The organism is Streptosporangium nondiastaticum (assembly GCF_003011965.1).
Classification (GTDB): domain Bacteria; phylum Actinomycetota; class Actinomycetes; order Streptomycetales; family Streptomycetaceae; genus Streptomyces; species Streptomyces nondiastaticus.
The window spans coordinates 1-18,554 of sequence record NZ_PXWG01000136.1 but is presented as its reverse complement, the minus strand read 5'-3'; the positions used below and the strand labels follow the sequence as shown (position 1 = coordinate 18,554).

General features: G+C 73.3%; 17 protein-coding genes and 1 riboswitch. Of the genes, 9 read left to right on the top strand and 8 right to left on the bottom strand.

What is annotated here, in order from left to right:
- The 3 genes from B7P34_RS37755 to B7P34_RS29765 form a co-directional block, all read left to right on the top strand.
- Positions 1 to 197, top strand: a 197-nt coding sequence (locus B7P34_RS37755; RefSeq protein WP_223268365.1) for a hypothetical protein, incomplete at its 5' end; no start/stop codon positions are given.
- On the top strand, positions 194 to 1,282 hold the full coding sequence (locus B7P34_RS29770) for a hypothetical protein (RefSeq protein WP_106681296.1): 1,089 nt from the start codon (positions 194 to 196) through the stop codon (positions 1,280 to 1,282). The genes B7P34_RS37755 and B7P34_RS29770, both read left to right, overlap by 4 nt.
- Positions 1,282 to 1,932, top strand: a complete 651-nt coding sequence (locus B7P34_RS29765) for a phytanoyl-CoA dioxygenase (protein ID WP_106681295.1) — start codon at positions 1,282 to 1,284, stop codon at positions 1,930 to 1,932. Before B7P34_RS29770 ends, B7P34_RS29765 begins: the two co-directional genes overlap by 1 nt.
- A 38-nt stretch (positions 1,933 to 1,970) precedes the next feature.
- Here B7P34_RS29765 and B7P34_RS29760 read toward each other — a convergent pair whose 3' ends face one another.
- From B7P34_RS29760 to B7P34_RS29740, 5 genes are all read right to left on the bottom strand, one after another.
- On the bottom strand, positions 1,971 to 2,759 hold the full coding sequence (locus B7P34_RS29760; protein ID WP_106681294.1) for a DJ-1/PfpI family protein: 789 nt from the start codon (positions 2,757 to 2,759) through the stop codon (positions 1,971 to 1,973).
- Between the two features lie 77 nt (positions 2,760 to 2,836).
- Positions 2,837 to 4,357 (bottom strand): SulP family inorganic anion transporter, encoded by a 1,521-nt coding sequence (locus B7P34_RS29755; protein WP_106681293.1) that lies wholly within the window; start codon positions 4,355 to 4,357, stop codon positions 2,837 to 2,839.
- A gap of 56 nt (positions 4,358 to 4,413) precedes the next feature.
- A complete protein-coding gene (locus B7P34_RS29750) occupies positions 4,414 to 5,022 on the bottom strand; it encodes a carbonic anhydrase (RefSeq protein WP_106681292.1) in 609 nt (202 codons plus the stop codon).
- 310 nt (positions 5,023 to 5,332) lie between these two features.
- Entirely contained in the window at positions 5,333 to 6,235 is a 903-nt protein-coding gene (locus tag B7P34_RS29745; RefSeq protein WP_106681291.1) for a Gfo/Idh/MocA family protein, read from the bottom strand.
- Positions 6,232 to 7,236, bottom strand: a complete 1,005-nt coding sequence (locus B7P34_RS29740) for a zinc-dependent alcohol dehydrogenase (RefSeq protein WP_106681297.1) — start codon at positions 7,234 to 7,236, stop codon at positions 6,232 to 6,234. The genes B7P34_RS29745 and B7P34_RS29740 overlap by 4 nt, the downstream gene beginning before the upstream one ends.
- 179 nt (positions 7,237 to 7,415) lie before the next feature.
- Here B7P34_RS29740 and B7P34_RS29735 point away from each other — a divergent pair, with 179 nt between their 5' ends.
- The 6 genes from B7P34_RS29735 (at position 7,416) to B7P34_RS29710 (ending at position 15,374) form a co-directional block, all read left to right on the top strand.
- Positions 7,416 to 8,960 carry a glycoside hydrolase family 3 protein gene (locus B7P34_RS29735; RefSeq protein WP_106681290.1) on the top strand — a complete coding sequence of 515 codons (1,545 nt, stop codon included), beginning with the start codon at positions 7,416 to 7,418 and terminating at the stop codon, positions 8,958 to 8,960.
- Between the two features lie 124 nt (positions 8,961 to 9,084).
- Positions 9,085 to 9,345 (top strand): DUF3311 domain-containing protein, encoded by a 261-nt coding sequence (locus B7P34_RS29730; RefSeq protein ID WP_106681289.1) that lies wholly within the window; start codon positions 9,085 to 9,087, stop codon positions 9,343 to 9,345.
- Positions 9,342 to 10,967 carry a monocarboxylate uptake permease MctP gene (gene mctP / locus B7P34_RS29725; RefSeq protein ID WP_106681288.1) on the top strand — a complete coding sequence of 542 codons (1,626 nt, stop codon included), beginning with the start codon at positions 9,342 to 9,344 and terminating at the stop codon, positions 10,965 to 10,967. Before B7P34_RS29730 ends, mctP begins: the two co-directional genes overlap by 4 nt.
- Positions 10,968 to 11,239: 272 nt before the next feature.
- Positions 11,240 to 11,340, top strand: a riboswitch (adenosylcobalamin-variant (AdoCbl-variant) riboswitch).
- 172 nt (positions 11,341 to 11,512) lie between these two features.
- The gene (locus B7P34_RS29720; protein WP_106681287.1) at positions 11,513 to 13,906 is read left to right on the top strand and encodes a ribonucleoside-diphosphate reductase subunit alpha; all 2,394 of its coding nucleotides are present in this window, start codon (positions 11,513 to 11,515) and stop codon (positions 13,904 to 13,906) included.
- A complete protein-coding gene (locus tag B7P34_RS29715) occupies positions 13,906 to 14,922 on the top strand; it encodes a ribonucleotide-diphosphate reductase subunit beta (protein ID WP_106681286.1) in 1,017 nt (338 codons plus the stop codon). Before B7P34_RS29720 ends, B7P34_RS29715 begins: the two co-directional genes overlap by 1 nt.
- 86 nt (positions 14,923 to 15,008) lie before the next feature.
- Positions 15,009 to 15,374 (top strand): YciI family protein, encoded by a 366-nt coding sequence (locus tag B7P34_RS29710; RefSeq protein ID WP_106681285.1) that lies wholly within the window; start codon positions 15,009 to 15,011, stop codon positions 15,372 to 15,374.
- 62 nt (positions 15,375 to 15,436) lie between these two features.
- Here the strand turns inward: B7P34_RS29710 and def are convergent, their stop codons facing one another.
- From def to B7P34_RS29695, 3 genes are all read right to left on the bottom strand, one after another.
- Positions 15,437 to 16,075, bottom strand: a complete 639-nt coding sequence (gene def / locus B7P34_RS29705; RefSeq protein ID WP_106681284.1) for a peptide deformylase — start codon at positions 16,073 to 16,075, stop codon at positions 15,437 to 15,439.
- 126 nt (positions 16,076 to 16,201) lie between these two features.
- Positions 16,202 to 17,188, bottom strand: a complete 987-nt coding sequence (locus tag B7P34_RS29700; protein WP_030366244.1) for a tetratricopeptide repeat protein — start codon at positions 17,186 to 17,188, stop codon at positions 16,202 to 16,204.
- Positions 17,189 to 17,465: 277 nt separating this feature from the next.
- Positions 17,466 to 18,554, bottom strand: a 1,089-nt coding sequence (locus B7P34_RS29695; RefSeq protein ID WP_106681283.1) for an HD-GYP domain-containing protein, incomplete at its 5' end; no start/stop codon positions are given.

The following is an 18,554-nucleotide window of genomic DNA, read 5'->3' as shown; positions in this document are numbered from 1 at the left end:
CGCGCGGTGCCGGCGGTGCGGAGTACGCGCTGCCCGCGCTCGCCCTGCTGGGGCCGGGTGCGGGTCCCGGGCACCCGCTGGTCGGCCGGGAGGTGCCGTTCCCCTTCGCGGCGGTGCCGGCCGCGTCGCCCGCCGTGGCCGCGGCCGTCGCCGCGGGGTCGTCGTTCGTCCACCGGCCGCGGGGAGGCGCGCTGTGACGGGAGTGCTCTTCGAGGCGATGTGCGACCGGGTGCCGGAGCTGCGGACCGGTCTGGACGAGTGGACCCGGCGGATGATGCGCTGGCACTTCTCCCCCGCGACCGGTTCGCCGTTCTGGCTCGGCCGCCGCGCGGGCCTGGGCTTCGATCCGCTGCACGACGTCGGCGGCTTCGCCGACCTGAGGCTCTTCGGCCTGTTCGACAAGGAGGAGCTGCGCCGGGCGCTCGCCCGGGACCTGCTGCCGCGCGGTTTCCGCGGCAGGCCGTTCCGGGTGTTCGAGACGGGCGGGACGACGGGGCCGCCGTGCCGGGTCGTCAACGTCTCCCGGCTGGACGCCGACGTGCGGATCTACCGCACGCTGCTGGAGGCGCGCGGGGTCGCGGGCGGCGACGTCCTGGCGGTGACGCCGGGCGGGCCGCACGCGTACGGGCACTTCGTGGAGGGCCTGGCCGACAGCTGGCACGGCGCGGTCTTCGCCGTGGACTTCGACCCGCGCTGGGTCAAGGCCGAGCTGCGCGCCCGCGGCGAGGCGGACGCGTACACGGCCCATCTCGTCGCCCAGACCGAGGCCCTGCTGGCCGCGGAGCGGCCCACGCTGCTGTTCACGACGCCGCGGCTGCTGCTCGCGCTCGCCATGCGGCTGCCGAAGCCGGTGAGCGCGTACGGGCTGCGTGCCGTGTGCACGGGCGGCACGTCGTGCACGCCCGCCGAGGCGGAGTACCTGAGGGAGGAGCAGCTGCAGGGCGTGGAGTGGATCGACACCTACGGGAACACGCTCGTCGGCCACGCCCTGCAGGCCGAGCCGGTGGGCACGTCGTCGCGCTCGTACCACCTGCCGCCGCCGTTCGCCGTCCTGACGGTGACCGATCCGGGCGATCCGTGGCGCGAGGTGGCGGTGGGCGAACGCGGGCGGGTGCGCGCCACGACGCTCCTGGAGGACCTGTTCCTGCCGAACCTCCTGGAGCGCGACAGCGCGGTGCGGACCGGCCCGCACCCGTGGTTCCCGTGGGACGGCGTGGCGGACGTCAGGCCGTGGCGCGACGCGGGGAACGAGCACGGCGACGAGGTCGAAGGCGTGTCCTAATGCCGTTCGTCTCCTCCCAGGGGCTGCCCCTCGGCCTCTGCGACCGCACCCTGTTCGTCCCGGGGCCGCTGCGCGACAGCGGGCACCTGCTCGGCCGCCCGGAGCGGGCGCGGGAGCGGCCGGCGGCGGAGGGATGCCTGTACCTGCGCGGGGTGCTGGACCGGACCGAGGTCCTGCGGCTGCGGGAGGCGTACTTCGCGGTGTGCGACCCCGTGCTGCTCGCGCCCGGGACCACGCCCCGGGAGGGCGTCTTCTCCGGTCGCGTGCCGCCGGGGCTCCCGCCCCACGGCGTGCCGGGCCACCCGGCGTACGCGTTCGTCCGCTCCGAAACGTTTCGCCGGTTCCTGGCGTCCCCCGCCCTCACGGCCGTGGCCGACGCGCTGCTGGGCGGCCCGTCCGTGATGCTGCCGCGCCGCGTCCTCCGCCACTTCCACCGCGGCGCGCGGGCGGCCCGCGCGCTGGGCCGCCGCCGGCTGTGGGCGGACTACGCGGCGGGCGACGTCACCGCCCATCTGCCGCACATCGTCCGCGCGTCCCTCGACAACCGGACGCCGGCGATGCGGCTGTCCGTGGACGTACGGTTCGTCCGGCGCGGCGACCGGGCGGATCCGCGCCGGCTGCGGGACTGGTCGGGGGACGACGGGTTCTGACGTCCCCTCATGCACTCACGACGACGCGTCGTTCAGCATCACGACGACGCGTCGTTCAGCAGCTTCAGCGCCAGCTGCTTCGTACGCTCGTCAGCCTTCTCCGCGCTGCCGCTGTCGAACGGCGGGGCCGGGTCGTACTCCACCCCGAGCTGCACCGCCCGCGCCACGTCGTCGCCGGCGAGGCGCGAGGCGAGGTGGAGGCCCATGTCGATGCCGGCCGAGACGCCCGCCGCCGTGATGATCTTCCCGTGTTCGACGAAGCGCCGCTGCGTCCACACGGCGCCGGTCTCCTCCAGGAGCGGTCGCGCGGCCCAGTGCGTGGTCGCCGGGACCCCGCGCAGCAGCCCGGCCGCGCCGAGGATCAGCGAGCCGGTGCAGACCGACGTGGTCCACACCGACCCGCGGTCGACGCGGCGGATCCAGCGCTGGACGGCGCCGTCGGCGCCGGCCGCGGACTGGCCGCGGGCGCCGCCGCCCGGTATCAGCAGGACGTCGGCGGCGGGCACGTCCGCCAGGGTGCGCTCGGCGACGGCGCTCAGCTCGCCCGTGTCCGTGCGCACCGGGCCGGTCTGCCGGACGCCCACGGTCACCACACGGACCCCGGGCACCCGGCACAGCACCTCGTACGGGCCGATGGCGTCGAGCGCGGTGAACCCGTCGTAGAGCAGGATCGCCACGAGGCGCTCACCGGTCCGCGGCGCGTCGCCTCCGGCGGCCGTCCGCGCGTGGGCCGGAGCCGCCGCGATCCCGGCGGTGGCGGCCCCCAGCGCGCCGGCCACCGCCGTGCCCAGCACACCGCGCCGGCGGGGTCCCGTACTCGTCCGCATGTGTCAACTCCCCCATGACCGCTGACCGTCCGCGCGACTGCGCGGACGGGATCAGCATGCGGGGCCCGACACTTCCGTCACAATGACGAGATTCCCACCTTTTCTGCCATCGGTCTCAGGAGCACCGGTTCCGTCCCGGCGTCGTGGTGCCGCTCCGCCCAGCTCTCCAGGGCCGTGCGGCACGCGTGGTCCAGGTGCCGGAGGCCGGTCAGGTCGAGCTCGATGGGCTTGTCCTTGGGGAGGGCTTCCAGCGTCTCCAGGATCCTGGGCAGCCGCAGGAACGTCGCGTTGCCGGTCACCGTCACGACCAGCCTGCCGCCGGTCAGTTCGCGGGTGGCGACGTGGGCGTGCGAGGTCTCCCACGCCGTCTTCACGACGGCGAGCAGCAGGCCGAGCACCACGCCCTCGAACATGTTGGTCGCGACGATCGCCCCGGCCGTGACGCCGAGGACGACGGCCTCACCGCGGTGCTCGCGCCACAGCGGGCCGAGCTCCTTGACGGGGACGAGCTTGCAGCCCGCGTGGACGAGGACGCCCGCGAGGGCCGCCAGCGGGATGACGCCGATCGCGGCCGGCAGCAGGGCCGCGAAGAGCAGCAGCCACAGGCCGTGCAGGACGCGGGAGAGCGAGGTGCGGGCTCCCGCCTGGACGTTGGCGGCGCTGCGGACGATCACCGCGGTCATGGGCAGGGCGCCGAGCGCGCCGCACACGGTGTTGCCCACGCCCTGGGCCATCAGCTCCTTGTCGTAGTCGGTGCGGGGGCCGTCGTGCATGCGGTCGACGGCCGCCGCGCTGAAGAGGCTCTCCGCCGAGGCGATGAGCGCGAAGGCGAGCACCGTGCCGAGGGCGGACACGCCGGCGAGCGCGCCCAAGTCGCCCAAGCCGGGCGGGCGGACGGCGTCGGCGAGCCCCTGCACCTCCACGCGGGCCGTGTCCAGGCCCGCCGCGGCGGTCACCGCCGTGGCCAGCGCGACCGCCGCGAGGGGCGCCGGGACGACCCGCGCCTTCGCCGGGAGCCGCTTCCACAGCACCAGGACGGCTATGGTGCCGACGCCGACCGCGAAGGCGGTCAGTGCCGCGCGGTCGGTGGCGACGGCGGACAGCAGGCCCGGCAGGCCCGCGATCTTCGCCGGGCCGGAGCCGGGGGCCTTGCGGCCGGCCATGGTGTAGAGCTGGCCGAGGAGCAGGACCAGCCCGATGCCGGTGAGCATGCCCTGGACGACCGCGACGGAGATGGCGCGGAACCACCGCCCGAAGCGCAGTGCGCCGAGGGCGAGTTGCACCAGGCCGGTGGCCAGGACGAGCGCGCCGAGGGCGCCGAGCCCGAACTGCTGGACGGCTTCGAAGACGAGCACGGTCAGGCCGGCGGCGGGCCCGCTGACCTGGAGGGTGCTGCCGGGCAGGGCGCCCACGACCAGGCCGCCGACGATGCCGGTGATCAGGCCGAGTTCGGCGGGCACCCCGGAGGCGACGGCCACGCCCACGCACAGGGGCAGGGCCACCAGGAAGACGACGAGGGAGGCGAGCGCGTCACACCGCACCGCGCCCGCGTCCTTGAGGGATGCGAGGGGCTTGAGGGTTCTGAGGGTTGTGCGCATGGCGGATGAGGGTTCTTCCTCGGGGAGCGGTCGGGGATCGTGGGGCGCGGGCCGCGTCACAGGGGCCCGAACGGCGCTCGGCCGCCGCGCCCGGGGCGGTGCGCGCTGACGGCCCCGGTGTGCACTTCGTAGTACCAGGCGTGGAGGGAGAGGGTGCCCTCGCCGAGGCGCTCCCGGACGCAGGGATAGGCGCGCAGCCGCTCCAACTGGGCCACGGCGTGCTGCTGCACGGGCCCGGCGAGGTCCGCCGGGGCGTCCGGCGCGGCCCCCCGCACGGGGTCCGGCGCGGCGTGGTCGAGCCAGCCCCGTACGGCGGGGGCGGCGGAGAGGTCGTCGCCCCGCACGAGCGCGCTCACCGCGCCGCAGTGGGAGTGGCCGCACACGACGATGTCGCGGACGCCCAGCACGCGCACCGCGTATTCGATGGTGGCCGTCTCCCCGGCGGGCCGGCCGCTGTGGTACTCGGGGACGATGTTGCCCGCGGTGCGCAGCTCGAAGAGCTCGCCCGGGCGGGCGCCCGTGATGAGGGAGGGGATGACGCGTGAGTCGGAGCAGGTGACGAAGAGGACTTCGGGGCTCTGGCCGGCTTCGAGGGCCCGGAAGGCGTCCGCGTGTTCCGCGACGTGCGTGGCGAACGAACGGGCGTTGTCGATGAGTGTCTGCATGTTGGTCTGCCTCCTGCGCCCTCGGTGCTTGCGCGGGGCGCGGTGTGGTCGGATCAAGCATTCGGTCAGGCGTTCAGCGTTCAGCGTTCAGCGTTCAGCGTTCAGGCGGGCATGCCGTGCACATCGAGTCTGCACGGCAGCCGCGACATTTAATTTACCCGCACATTACCTACGTGTGACAGCTTAAATTTTCCGTAAATAGCGGACTGAGCGGGTCACTTGGGGTGGGAAGGGGCGCAGCTCCCGCCCTTACCCGGCAGCACTCCTTTACCTGTTCCGGAACTGTGCACGAGCTATTACGGAACCCGTACTACGCATTCCGGAACCGCGCCGCCCAGCACGCCGTCGTCATGACGTCGTCCACGAGCACGGCGTCCGCCACCGGGCAGGCGGGCGCCCTCCCCTCCCGTACCGCCGCCGTGAAGTCGGCGATCAGCGGTGCGTGCGGCTCGGGGGCGAGCCCGGCGTCCAGGGGGTCCAGCGTCAGGAAGCGGCCCCCGGAGGCGACCTCGATCCGGTCCCGCTCGGACCCTTCGGCCCAGGCGAACCGGCACTCCGCCGACGTGCCCGAGGCCCAGCCCAGCGTCACGTGGGCGCGCCGCTCGGCCCCCGCGGGGAACCTGAGGCCGAACCGCGCGCCCACCCGCACCGGCGGCCCCAGCACCGACAGCAGCAGGTCCAGCCGGTGGCTGCCCGCGTCGGCGAGCACGCCGCCGCCCGCCACGGCCGGGTCGGTGCGCCAGTGCTCGGGGTCGTCCGGGGCGGGGTCGAAGGGGGCGCAGAAGGTGAGCTGCACGCGCGCGGGCGCGCCCGCCGTGAGCGCCTCGCGCAGCTGCCGCGCCGCGGGCTCCAGCCTGCGGTAGTACGCCACTCCGGCGCACAGCCCGGCCGCGGCCGCGGCCTCCGCCAGCGCGCCTCCGCCGCCGAGCGCGCCGGCCAGCGGCTTCTCGACCAGGACGTGGCAGCCGGCCCGCACCGCGTGGAGCGCGACGGGCACGTGACCGGCCACGGGCGTCGCCACGTAGACCGCGTCGGCCGCCGTCAGCCGGCCGGGGTCGTCGCCGCCCGCGGGCACCCCCTCCTCGGCGGCCGTACGGGCGGCGCGGCCCGCGTCCCGGCCCCAGACGTAGACCGGCTCCTCCCCCAGGGCCCGCAGGGCGGGCAGCACACGGCGCCGCACGACGTCGCCGTAGCCGGCGACCGCCCACCTCACGGCCGGACCGCCACCTTGAGGACCTTCGGCGGTGGCCCGGCGTACGGGGCGGGCTCGCCGTCCGGGTACAGGGAGCGGCTGGCCGACAGCAGGCCGATGGCGCGGGGCAGTTCGGCCGGCGGCAGGACGTGGGTGAGGAGGTCGCCGAGGTGCGGGCGCCCGGTGCGGCCGGCGGCCAGGCGTTCGGCGACGGCCGTGGCCTCCGCGCGGGCGACGTCGTGCGGCTCGGCGGAACTGTGCACGCGCAGGCCCTTCCCCTCCCAGGTCACGAGGTCGATGCCGACCCGGGTGTCGATGTGGTGGGTGCCCAGCAGGACCACGAGACCGTTCTGTCGCACGAGCCCCACGCACGCCTCCAGCGTCGTGGGCGTGCCGACGGCGTCGACGGCCACGTCGAAGGCGCCCTCGCCCGCCTCCGCGAGGGCGGCCGCGCTGCCGTCCAGGCGGAGGCATTCGTCCGCGCCCAGTGACCGCGAGCGCTCCAGCCGCCAGTCGTCGAGGTCCATGACGGTGAGGTGCGAGGCCCCGCGCGCCGCGGCCGCCAGGAGCGCCATCAGGCCGACCGGCCCCTGTCCCACGATCGCCACGCGGTCACCGAGGCGGACGCCGCGCGTGGCGTGCACGGCCGGCGGCAGCAGCTGCAGGATGGCGCCCTGCTCGAAGGGGACGTGATCGGGGAGCGCGCCGACGCGGACCTCCCGGGCGAGCGCGTATTCGGCGTAGCCGGTGGTCAGGGGCGTGCGGACGAAGACGCGCCGCCCGGTGGCGAAGCGGGTGGCGCCGGAGCCGGCGCCCGCGACCGTGCCGGAGATCTCGTGCCCGGAACAGCCCTGCGCGCAGTGCTCGCGCAGCCCGTAGTGGTGGTAGTAGGCGAGGTCGCTGCGGTTGCAGACGGTGCAGGCGGCGACGCGGACGAGGACTTCGCCGGGCCCGGGGACCGGCACGGGCGCGTCGTCGGACAACCGGATCTCACGGCGGCCCACGAGTGCGTAGCGGCGCAAGGTGATCCCCTTCTGCATCGGAGTTCACAAGTCGATCCTCAACTCACCACAAGCGGAGGGGCATTTCAACAGTTCAGAAGCCTCGGCACGCCCTTGACACCCCCATTGGTACAGTCCAATATCCGACTGTCCGGGCGCCGCGGCAGCGCGGCACCGCATCGCACCAGGAGGTACCCGCCATGCTCTCCCACGGTCGCGGCGGCCGGCTCGGCCGGCTGTCCCACGCGGTGCTCCAGCCCGGCTTCGAAGGCACCACGGCGCCGGACTGGGTGCGCCGCAGGATCGCCGAGGACGGGCTCGCGTCCGTCGTCCTCTTCGGCCGCAACATCGCCGGCCCGGAGCAGGTCACCCGCCTCACCGCGCAACTCCGCGCCGAGAACCCCGACTTGATCATCGCGATCGACGAGGAGGCGGGGGACGTCACCCGGCTGGAGGCCTGGACGGGCGCGTCCCGTCCCGGAAACCTGGCGCTCGGCGCGGTCGACGACACCGGCCTGACGGAGTCCGTCGCCCGCGACATCGGCCGCGAGCTCCACGCGGCCGGCGTCTCCCTCAACTACGCGCCCAGCGCCGACGTCAACTCCAACCCGCGCAACCCGACGATCGGCGTGCGCTCGTTCGGCGCCGGCACGGACCTGGTCGCGCGGCACACCGCGGCGTGGGTGCGCGGCCTGCAGTCCGCGGGCGTCGCGGCGTGCGCCAAGCACTTCCCCGGGCACGGCGACACCGCCGTCGACTCCCACCTCGACCTGCCGCGCGTCACCGCCTCCGCCGAGGAGCTCGCCGCGACCGCCCTGCCGCCCTTCGCCGCGGCCGTCGAGGCCGGCGCCAGGGTGGTGATGACCGGCCACCTCCTCGTCCCCGCGCTCGACCCCGAGCTGCCGGCCACGCTGAGCCCCCGCATCCTGGTGGACCTCCTGCGCGGGCAGCTGGGCTTCACCGGCCTGGTCGTCACCGACGGCATCGAGATGAAGGCGGTCACGGCGCGCTACGGGATCGACGGCGCGAGCGTGCGGGCCGTGGCGGGAGGGGCGGACGCGGTGTGCGTCGGCGGCGAGCACGCGGCAGAGGAGCACGCCGAGCTGCTGACCGCCGCGCTGGCCGCGGCCGTCCGGGACGGCGTCCTGCCGGAGGAGCGGCTGGCCGCGGCGGCCGCGCGGGTCGCGGAGTTCGCCGCCTGGTCCGGGGAGCGCTTCCGGGCGCACGCGGCGGACCGGGCGGACGTCCCGGCCGGGCCCTCCGGCATCGGGCTCGTCGCCGCCCGCCGCGCCATGCGGGTCGTGGGCGGCGCGGACGGCGCCCTGCCGCTGCCGGCCGACCCGCACGTGGCCGAGTTCGCCCCGTCCTCGACCCTGGCCATCGACCGGCAGACCCCGTGGGGCGTGGCGGCCCCGCTGCGCGAGCTGCGGCCCGGCGCCACCTCCGTACGCCTCACCCAGGACGAACTCACCGCGGACGCGGGCGTCCTGGAGCGCGAGGTGCTCGCCCCCGCCGCCGGCAAGCCGCTCGTCGCCGTGGTGCGCGACGCCGCCCGCCATCCGTGGATGGCCGCCGCCCTCGACCGGCTGCTGGGCGCGCGGCCCGACGCCGTCGTGGTCGAGATGGGCGTCCCCGGGACGAGCTCGCCGGGAGCCGTGCACCTCGCGACGCACGGGGCGACCCGCGTCTCGGGACAGGCCGCGGCGGAACTCCTCGCGGGAAAACCCCACTTCTCCGGCTCGTAACACCGCCCCACCGGCGTCACGTGACGTTGCCATACCGATATGCGGACGGGGGGTGACGCGCGGCCGACCCTCGCCTAGATTTCCTGCGCATCACGCAGTGATCACACAGGGGGGAGTCACCACCATGACGGAACCACCGGAGGGCGGCAGCAGGAGGGCGGTCGTCACCGCGCCCCTGGCCGTGGCGGGACTGTGCCTGGCGCTCCCTTTCGCCGCGATGCTGTGGGTCAGTTCCTACGCCCGGACCGGGCCCGCCTTCATCGGCATCCCGTTCTTCTACTGGTACCAGATGCTGTGGGTGCCGATCTCCACGCTGCTCACCGTCGCCGCGTACGTGATCGTGCGGCGCCACGAGCGCATCCGGAAGGCGGGTGAGCAGCGGTGAAGGACGGCGTGAACGGCGTGGCGCTCGCCGTCTTCATCTTCTTCTTCCTGGCCGTGACGGTCATGGGCTTCATGGCGTCGAAGTGGCGGCGCGCGGAGAATGCGGACAACCTCGACGAGTGGGGGCTGGGCGGCCGGTCCTTCGGCACCTGGATCACGTGGTTCCTGCTCGGCGGCGACCTCTATACCGCCTACACCTTCGTGGCCGTCCCGGCGGCGATCTACGCGGGCGGCGCGGCCGGCTTCTTCGCGGTGCCGTACACGATCCTCTGCTACCCCCTGGTCTTCACCTTCCTGCCCCGTCTGTGGTCGGTGGCGCACAAGCACGGCTACGTGACGTCGTCGGACTTCGTCCGCGGCCGGTTCGGGTCCAAGGGGCTCTCGCTCGCCCTCGCGCTCACCGGCATCCTCGCGACGATGCCGTACATCGCGCTGCAGCTCGTCGGCATCCAGGCGGTGCTGGACGTGCTGGGCGTGGGCGGCGGCTCGAACTGGTTCATGAAGGACCTGCCGCTGCTGATCGCGTTCGGCGTGCTCGCGGCGTACACGTACTCCTCCGGGCTGCGGGCGCCCGCGCTGATCGCCTTCGTCAAGGACGCGCTGATCTACATCGTGATCATCGTGGCGATCATCTACATCCCCATCAAACTGGGCGGTTTCGACCACATCTTCGCCAAGGCGGGCGAAGCGTTCGCGGTGAAGAACCCGGAGACGGGCAAGCCGCGCGGCGCGCTGGTGAGCGGCCCGGACGCGCAGTGGGCGTACGCGACGCTCGCGCTCGGCTCGGCGATGGCGCTCTTCCTCTACCCGCACTCGGTGACGGCCGTTCTCTCCGGCAAATCCCGCAACGTCATCCGCCGCAACACGACGATCCTGCCGCTGTACTCCCTGATGCTGGGTCTGCTCGCGATGCTCGGCTTCATGGCCATCGCCGCGGGCATCAAGGTGAAGAACGGCCAGCTCGCGATCCCCCAGCTATTCGAGAACATGTTCCCGGACTGGTTCACGGGGGTGGCCTTCGCGGCGATCGGGATCGGTGCCCTGGTGCCGGCCGCGATCATGTCGATCGCCGCCGCGAACCTTTTCACCCGCAACATCTACAAGGACTTCATCAAGCCGGACGCCTCGCCCGCACACGAGGCGAAGGTCTCCAAGCTCGCCTCGCTGCTGGTGAAGGTCGGCGCGCTCGTCTTCGTCCTCACCATGGACAAGACGGTCGCCATCAACTTCCAGCTGCTCGGTGGCATCTGGATCCTGCAGACGGTCCCGGCGCTCGTGGGCGGGCTCTTCACCCGCTGGTTCCACCGCTGGGCCCTGCTGGCCGGCTGGGCAGCGGGGATGGTCTACGGCACCTGGAAGGCGTACGACACGCCGAGCGCCACGCAGGATCACTTCGGGAACACCAACCTCATCCCCCTTATCGGAGAAAAGGGTTATATCGGGCTCACCGCCTTCGTGCTCAATGTGATCGTCGTCATCGTCCTGACCATCGTCCTGAAGGCGTTCGGCGCGCCGGAGGGCGTGGACGAGACCACGGCCGCCGACTACACGGCGGACGCCGGCGACCCGGGGGTCCAGCGGGAGCTCCCGCCGGCCACCGCAGGGGTCCCAGGCGGGCACTAGAGCGACCTTCGGCGGGCCTCCCGGCCCGTGAGGCCGACCGGGCCGCCACGACCCTTCCAGGGGGCGTGGCGGCCCTTCGCCGCGCCCCGCGCCGGAGGCCCGGCCCCGGCCCGCGGAAGGCCCCCGGAAGACCCCGGGGCGACCCGCGCGTGACCTGCGATCCCACCCTCAACACCGGGGCCTGATAACACATTCCGACCCATGCGCTTACCGCGCGACACAACATGTGGGGGCGCGTGCGGGGGGCGGCACTAGATGTATGCTCGTCCTCGCTGTCGTCGCAGGGGAATCCGGTGGAAATCCGGAACTGTCCCGCAACGGTGCATGTATGCCGTTAAGCCGCGCATGCAGGAGTCCGAGTACCTGCCGGCAGCCGCCCTCCACCGAGCCTGCCCTGGGCTCGGCTATGGGCGTTGAATTCGTCCGGGCCTCGCGGGTTGGGCCGGCGGACGCCTACGAGGCATGCCCTGCGCATCAGGCATGCCCGTACGCGGCCCGTCGAGCTCTCCCCGCCGGCCCACCCAGCCGAGCGAGGGAGAGCCTCAGTGACCATCGCGCCCGCCGATCCGGTCTCAGCGACTGCGGAAGAAGCGACCGGCGGCCCCGGGACCGCGCTGCTGCGCACCCTGACCGACCTCACCGCCGACCTTCCCGCCACCGACCCCGGCAAGGTCGCCGCGGCCGCGCTGCGGGGCCGGAGCGCCACCTCGGACGAGGCCGAGCTCCGCTCCCTCGCCACCGAGGCCGCCGCGGGTCTGATCGCCGAGGAGCCCGAGTACTCCCGCCTCGCCGCGCGCCTGCTCACCCGCGCGATCGCCGACGAGGCCGCCGGCCAGGGCGCCACCTCCTTCTCGGCCTCGGTCGCCGTCGGCCACAAGGAAGGCCTGATCGCGGACGAGACCGCCGCGTTCGTCGCCGCCCACGCCGAGCGCCTCGACGCGCTCGTCGAGAAGGCCCTCGCCGACGGCGCCGACGACCGCTTCGGCTACTTCGGCCTGCGCACCCTGCACAGCCGCTACCTGCTGCGCCACCCGATCCACCGCGACGTGATCGAGACCCCGCAGCACTTCCTGCTGCGCGTGGCCTGCGGCCTGGCCGAGGACCACTCCGAGCGCGCCCTCGCCGACGTCGCCGAGCTGTACGGCCTGACGAGCACCCTCTCGTACCTGCCGTCCTCCCCGACGCTCTTCAACTCCGGCACCCGCCACCCGCAGATGTCGTCCTGCTACCTGCTGGACTCCCCGCTGGACGAGCTGGACTCGATCTACGACCGCTACCACCAGGTGGCCCGGCTGTCGAAGCACGCCGGCGGCATCGGCCTGTCGTACTCGCGCATCCGCTCCCGCGGCTCGCTGATCCGCGGCACCAACGGCCACTCCAACGGCATCGTGCCGTTCCTGCGCACCCTCGACGCCTCCGTCGCCGCGGTCAACCAGGGCGGCCGCCGCAAGGGCGCCGCGTGCGTCTACCTGGAGACCTGGCACGCCGACATCGAGGAGTTCCTGGAGCTCCGCGACAACACCGGCGAAGAGGCCCGCCGCACCCACAACCTCAACATCGCGCACTGGATCCCGGACGAGTTCATGCGCCGCGTCGAGGCCGACGCCGACTGGTCGCTGTTCTCCCCGGCCGACACGCCCGACCTGGTCGACCTCTACGGCGACGAGTTCGACGCCGCCTACCGCGCCTACGAGGCCGCCGGCAAGGCCGTCAAGACCATCCCGGCGCGCGTGCTCTACGCCCGCATGATGCGCACCCTCGCGCAGACCGGCAACGGCTGGATGACGTTCAAGGACGCCGCCAACCGCACCGCCAACCAGACGGCCGAGAAGGGCGCGGTCGTCCACTCCTCGAACCTCTGCACCGAGATCCTCGAGGTCACGGACGACGGCGAGACCGCGGTCTGCAACCTGGGCTCGGTCAACCTGGCCCAGCACCTGGGCGCCGACGGCGAGATGGACTGGGAGAAGCTGGACCGCACGGTCCGCACGGCCGTCACCTTCCTCGACCGCGTCGTGGACATCAACTTCTACCCGACCGAGCAGGCCGGCAGCTCCAACAGCCGCTGGCGCCCGGTGGGCCTCGGCCTGATGGGCCTGCAGGACGTCTTCTTCCGCCTGCGCCTGCCCTTCGACTCGGCCGAGGCGAAGGCCCTGTCCACCAAGATCTCCGAGCGGATCATGCTCGCGGCGTACGAGGCCTCCGCCGACCTCGCCGAGCGCAACGGCCCGCACCCGGCCTGGGCCGCGACCCGCACCGCCCGCGGCGTGCTGCACCCGGACCACTACCCCAACGCCGTCGCCGCGTGGGAGGACCGCTGGGAGGCGCTGCGCGCCCGCATCGCCGAGGTCGGCATGCGCAACTCGCTGCTGCTCGCCATCGCCCCCACGGCGACCATCGCGTCCATCGCGGGCGTGTACGAGTGCATCGAGCCGCAGGTCTCCAACCTCTTCAAGCGCGAGACGCTCTCCGGTGAGTTCCTGCAGGTCAACACCTACCTGGTGGAGGACCTCAAGCAGCTCGGCGTGTGGGACCGCACCACCCGCGAGGCCATGACCGAGGCCAACGGCTCGATCCAGGACATGCGCTGGATCCCGCAGGAGGTGCGCGACCTCTACCGCACCGCCTGGGAGATCCCGCAGCGCGCCCTGATCGACATGGCCGCGGCCCGTACGCCGTACCTGGACCAGAGCCAGTCGCTGAACCTCTTCATGGCCTCGCCCACCATCGGCAAGCTCAGCTCGATGTACGCGTACGCCTGGAAGCAGGGCATCAAGACGACGTACTACCTGCGCTCGCGCCCGGCCACCCGGATCGCCCGCGCGGCGTCCGGCGGTGCCGCCGCTCCCGCCACCATCCCCGTGCAGCAGGCCGCGCCCGACGCGGACGCCATCGCCTGCTCCCTTGAGAACCCCGAGTCCTGCGAGGCCTGCCAGTAATGTCCGCCGAACGCCAGAAGAACCTGCTCGACCCCGGCTTCGAGCTGACCCTGCGTCCCATGCGGTACCCGGACTTCTACGACCGCTACCGCGACGCGATCAAGAACACCTGGACCGTCGAGGAGGTCGACCTCCACTCGGACGTCGCCGACCTGGCGAAGCTCTCCCCGGGTGAGCAGCACATGATCGGCCGCCTCGTCGCGTTCTTCGCGACCGGCGACTCGATCGTGGCGAACAACCTCGTGCTGACGCTGTACAAGCACATCAACTCGCCCGAGGCGCGCCTCTACCTGTCGCGGCAGCTGTTCGAGGAGGCCGTGCACGTCCAGTTCTATCTGACGCTGCTCGACACCTACCTGCCCGACCCGGAGGAGCGCGCGGCCGCGTTCGACGCGGTGGAGAACATCCCCTCCATCCGCGACAAGGCGCAGTTCTGCTTCAAGTGGATCAATGAGGTCGAGAAGCTGGAGAGCCTGCAGACGAAGGCCGACCGCCGTCGCTTCCTGCTCAACCTCATCTGCTTCGCCGCGTGCATCGAGGGCCTGTTCTTCTACGGCGCCTTCGCCTACGTGTACTGGTTCCGCAGCCGCGGTCTGCTGCACGGCCTCGCGACCGGCACCAACTGGGTGTTCCGCGACGAGTCGATGCACATGGACTTCGCGTTCTCCGTCGTGGACACCGTCCGCGAGGAGGAGCCGGACCTGTTCGACGACGAGCTCCAGCAGCAGGTCACGGACATGCTGAAGGAGGCCGTCGAGTGCGAGCTGCAGTTCGCCCGCGACCTGTGCGGTGACGGCCTGCCGGGCATGAACACCGAGTCCATGCGCGAGTACCTGCAGTGCGTCGCCGACCAGCGCCTGCAGCGCCTGGGCATCGCCCCGGTGTTCGGCTCGGAGAACCCGTTCTCCTTCATGGAGCTGCAGAACGTCCAGGAGCTGACCAACTTCTTCGAGCGCCGCGCGTCCGCGTACCAGGTGGCGGTCGAGGGCACGGTCGCCTTCGACGACGAGTTCTGATCCTCGCGGGTTAAATCCGCGCGTACGCGGCATCGCGTGTCTCCGGTCCGGGAACCCAGTGGTTCCGGACGGACGGGAGGCACGCGATGCCGCGTTTCATGATGATCGTCAAGGCGAGCGAGGACTCCGAGGCCGGCGTGCTGCCGACCGCGGAGGAGCTCGCCGAGATGGGCGCTTACAACGACCGGTTGCAGAAGGCCGGAGTGATGCTCGCGGCCGAGGGGCTGCGCGCCAGCTCCGAGGGCGCGCGCGTGACGTACTCGCACGGCCCGCCCGTCGTCACGGAGGGACCCTTCGGGGGCGAGGCGAGGAGTCTGATCGCCGGCTTCTGGATCATCCGGGCCGATTCCATGGACGAGGCCCTGGAGTGGGCCCGGAGCATTCCCTTCCGGGAGGGCGAGGTCGAAGTGCGCCGGATCTTCGAGGCCTCCGACTTCCCCGGCGGCTCCTAAGACACACGTGTGGCGGGCGCCCCAGGGGGAGCCCGCCACACGTGCTTGCGTCGTACGCGAGGTCAGTCGTTGGCGACGACCGGGTAGCGCGGGGTGCCCTCTTCCATCTGCCGCAGCGCGTCCTTGCGGTCGCGCTTGGAGAGGCGGTCGATGTAGAGCCGGCCGTAGAGGTGGTCGGTCTCGTGCTGGAGGCAGCGCGCGAAGTAGCCGGTGCCCTGGACGCGGATCGGGTTGCCCTTCGCGTCCTGCCCGCGGACGACGGCGTAGTCGGGGCGGGCCAGGGAGGCGTAGGCGGTGGGGACGGAGAGGCAGCCCTCGTTGGAGTCGTCCAGAACCCGGAGGTCGGCCGGGAGGTCCTCCAGGACGGGGTTGCAGACGGTGCCGACGTGGCGGACGCCCTCGTCGTCCATGCAGTCGTAGACGAAGACCTTGAGGTCGACGCCGATCTGGTTGGCGGCGAGGCCGACGCCCTCCGCGGTGTGCTGGCTCGCGAACATGTCGTCGATCAGCTGCGCCAGCTCGTCGTCGAAGGAGGTGACGTCCTTGCACTCGCGGTGCAGGACGGGGTTGCCGACGACGGTGATCGGGCGGGACGTGCCGCGCTCGCGGTGCGCGAGCTCGCGCGCCTCGCAGTCCTCGGTGTCCACGATGAACTCGCCGTCCACCTGCTGGTCGGTCTCTTGCTGCGACTGCTGCGACATGTCCGCCGTCGTGCCTCTCTCAGAACCCAAAAGGATGTCCTGTACAGGGTACGGGTCCCCGCCCGCGGCGCCGGGAGTCCGTGGAAGTGCCCGGCTCCGCGGAGGTGCCCGGCTCCGCGGAAGTGCTCAGCAGACCTCTTCCAGGTCGCGCCACTCCCGGCTGTCCGGGCTGTCCGCCACCCAGCCGTCCAGCAGGCCCCGCACCAGCCCGGCGGGGGCGGCGATGCCGCACTCGCGCTCGGGCACCCACAGGGAGCCGGAGCCGGCCGTGCGGTGGCCCAGGGGGCCGGGGTGGCCGGGCTCGCTGTGGTCGTGGGGATCGAGGTGCTCGCCGTTGCCCTCGTCGCTGGGCATGCGGCTCTCCGAGCACGTGCGGCACAGGAGCCGCACGGACGAGGACCAGTCCTCGGCGGCGAAGCCCGCGTCGGCGGCGAGCCGCTCCAGGGCGTCCCGGTCGGCCTCGGTGGCGGCCTCCAGCAGGACGACCCACGTGGGCACGGGCGAGGGCGCCCACAGCTCGATCTCGTCGAAGACGGGGTAGGCGGGCCCGGCGGCGGTGACGCGCTCGCCGTGCGGGACGCCGTCGTGCAGCACGACCTCGCCCCAGCGGCGGCCCGAGGAGGGCAGCGGGATGGAGAGCACCTCCATCCGGGCCGGGTCGAGCCTGCGGCCCCAGACGACCTCCGCCTCGCCCTCGGGCGAGAGTCTGACGGCCGCGCTGCCCAGCTCCATGCCGACGGGCTCGCCGGCCGGGGTGCCCTCGCCGGGCACCCGCAGGCCGTACGCCTGCCAGGCGCGGCGGGCCAGCGGCCAGTCCTGCAGGGCGGTGGCGGCGATGCCCACGTTCCACCAGTCCGGGGCGCCCGCCTCGCGGTCCAGGAGCGCCACGGCGCGCAGCCCGGCGGCGCGGGCCTGCTCCCAGTCGTGGCGGAACTTGTGCAGCAGCGCCAGGTTGAACCACGACTCGGAGAGCCAGGGCTCCATGTCGGCCGCGCGGGTCAGGAGCGCGCCCGCGTCCTCGTACCGGCCGTCGCCGATGAGCGTGAAGGCACGGTCGGTGGCCTGCCGCCACGAGGCGGAAGGCCGGTGCCGTACCTTGCCGAAGATCCTCACGATTCCCGCCTGCCGGTTTCTGCGTGCGACCACGCCGGATGACCCAGGTGAAGGCCGCCGTCCTCCCTGACGACAACCTGCCACATCTCACTCGCTCCGGGAAGTCGCGCCCGTCACACCTCCGTGCCGGAGGCGGCGACGCGCCCGACGCCCCCCGTCGTCTCCGCGGTTTCTCGCCCTCTTTCTTCTGCTCTCCTCTTCGCATCCAACCATGCCCCTTTGGACGCCCGCTCATTACCCGTGGGTTCACCGCGGTACTCCCGCTTTGACCGGACTCTTACCTCTGGTCCTGCCGCTGGTCGGGCACCCCCGGTCCGCCCCCGCGCGCGAGCACGCCGGCCAGGGCCGCCACCACCTGCGGGTCGTGTTCGCGGGCCGTGTCGAGCCGGAGCCGCTCCAGGGCGCACAACGGCCCGCAGCCCCGCTCGCCGACGAGGTCCTCGTAGGCGTTGACGGTGCGGACGATGCGGGCGGCGAGCGGCTGCTCGCGGTACGGGTCGGCCTGGCGCTCGACCACGACGGCGACGTCGGAGGGGACGCCGGTGCGGCGGACCACGGCCCCGCCGAGGAGGGCGATGCGGCGGCGCTGCTCGGGCGGCAGGGGCTCGGTGGCCCCGGCGGGCACGGGGTCGAGGAGGGAGAGCTGACCGATGTCGTGCATCAGTGCGGCGTACTCCAGAACGGTGAGCCCGGCCTCGGACAGGCCGAGCTCGCGTCCGGTGGCCCGGCTGAGGGCGGCGACGCGCCGGGCGTGCCCGGCCGGGGTGTGGCCCGCGATCTCCGTGGAGCGGGCGAGGGAGGCGATGGTCTGGTGGTACGTGGCCCGCACGGCGGTGTAGCGGTGGAAGGAGAGCTGGGTGAGGAGCAGGGGCAGGCAGAAGACCGGCAGGGCCCACAGCCCGGCGACGCCCACGGCGAGGGCCATGACGATGCCGGTGGCGCAGATCGCGGTGCCGATGCCGGCGAGGGCGCGCAGTTCGTCGCGGAGGGCGGGGCCGTAGGGGCCGCCCGTGCGGAGCAGGGTGAGGGCCGCGGCGAGGACGGCGTCGAAGAGGGTGGTCAGGGCGAGGACGAGGAGCAGGACGAAGGCGTAGGCGGGGCCGTGGCCGGGCCAGCGGTCGAGGGCGCCGGAGTGGTGCAGGGGCTGGAAGCAGACGGCGGCGAAGGCGGTGGTGAGCAGGCGGCGCGCGAGGTGGTCGCGCGCGGGCGGGCGGCCGATCGCGCCCGCGAGGGTGGCGGCGAGCACCACGGCGACGACCTGCGGGGCGCCGTGCGCGGTGGGCTGCCCGCCGATCTCGCCGAGCAGGGCGTACGAGAGGGCTCCGGCGGCGCCCACGGGCGCGGTCTGGCGGTCGCCGGGGCCGGC

Excerpts from the sequence above, each read along its gene's own strand:
- B7P34_RS29765 (WP_106681295.1), top strand. The coding sequence starts at position 1,282 with ATGCCGTTCGTCTCCTCCCAGGGGCTGCCCCTCGGCCTCTGCGACCGC.
- B7P34_RS29760 (WP_106681294.1), bottom strand. The coding sequence starts at position 2,759 with ATGCGGACGAGTACGGGACCCCGCCGGCGCGGTGTGCTGGGCACGGCG.
- B7P34_RS29755 (WP_106681293.1), bottom strand. The coding sequence starts at position 4,357 with ATGCGCACAACCCTCAGAACCCTCAAGCCCCTCGCATCCCTCAAGGAC.
- B7P34_RS29750 (WP_106681292.1), bottom strand. The coding sequence starts at position 5,022 with ATGCAGACACTCATCGACAACGCCCGTTCGTTCGCCACGCACGTCGCG.
- B7P34_RS29735 (WP_106681290.1), top strand. The coding sequence starts at position 7,416 with ATGCTCTCCCACGGTCGCGGCGGCCGGCTCGGCCGGCTGTCCCACGCG.
- B7P34_RS29730 (WP_106681289.1), top strand. The coding sequence starts at position 9,085 with ATGACGGAACCACCGGAGGGCGGCAGCAGGAGGGCGGTCGTCACCGCG.
- B7P34_RS29715 (WP_106681286.1), top strand. The coding sequence starts at position 13,906 with ATGTCCGCCGAACGCCAGAAGAACCTGCTCGACCCCGGCTTCGAGCTG.
- B7P34_RS29710 (WP_106681285.1), top strand. The coding sequence starts at position 15,009 with ATGCCGCGTTTCATGATGATCGTCAAGGCGAGCGAGGACTCCGAGGCC.
- def (WP_106681284.1), bottom strand. The coding sequence starts at position 16,075 with ATGTCGCAGCAGTCGCAGCAAGAGACCGACCAGCAGGTGGACGGCGAG.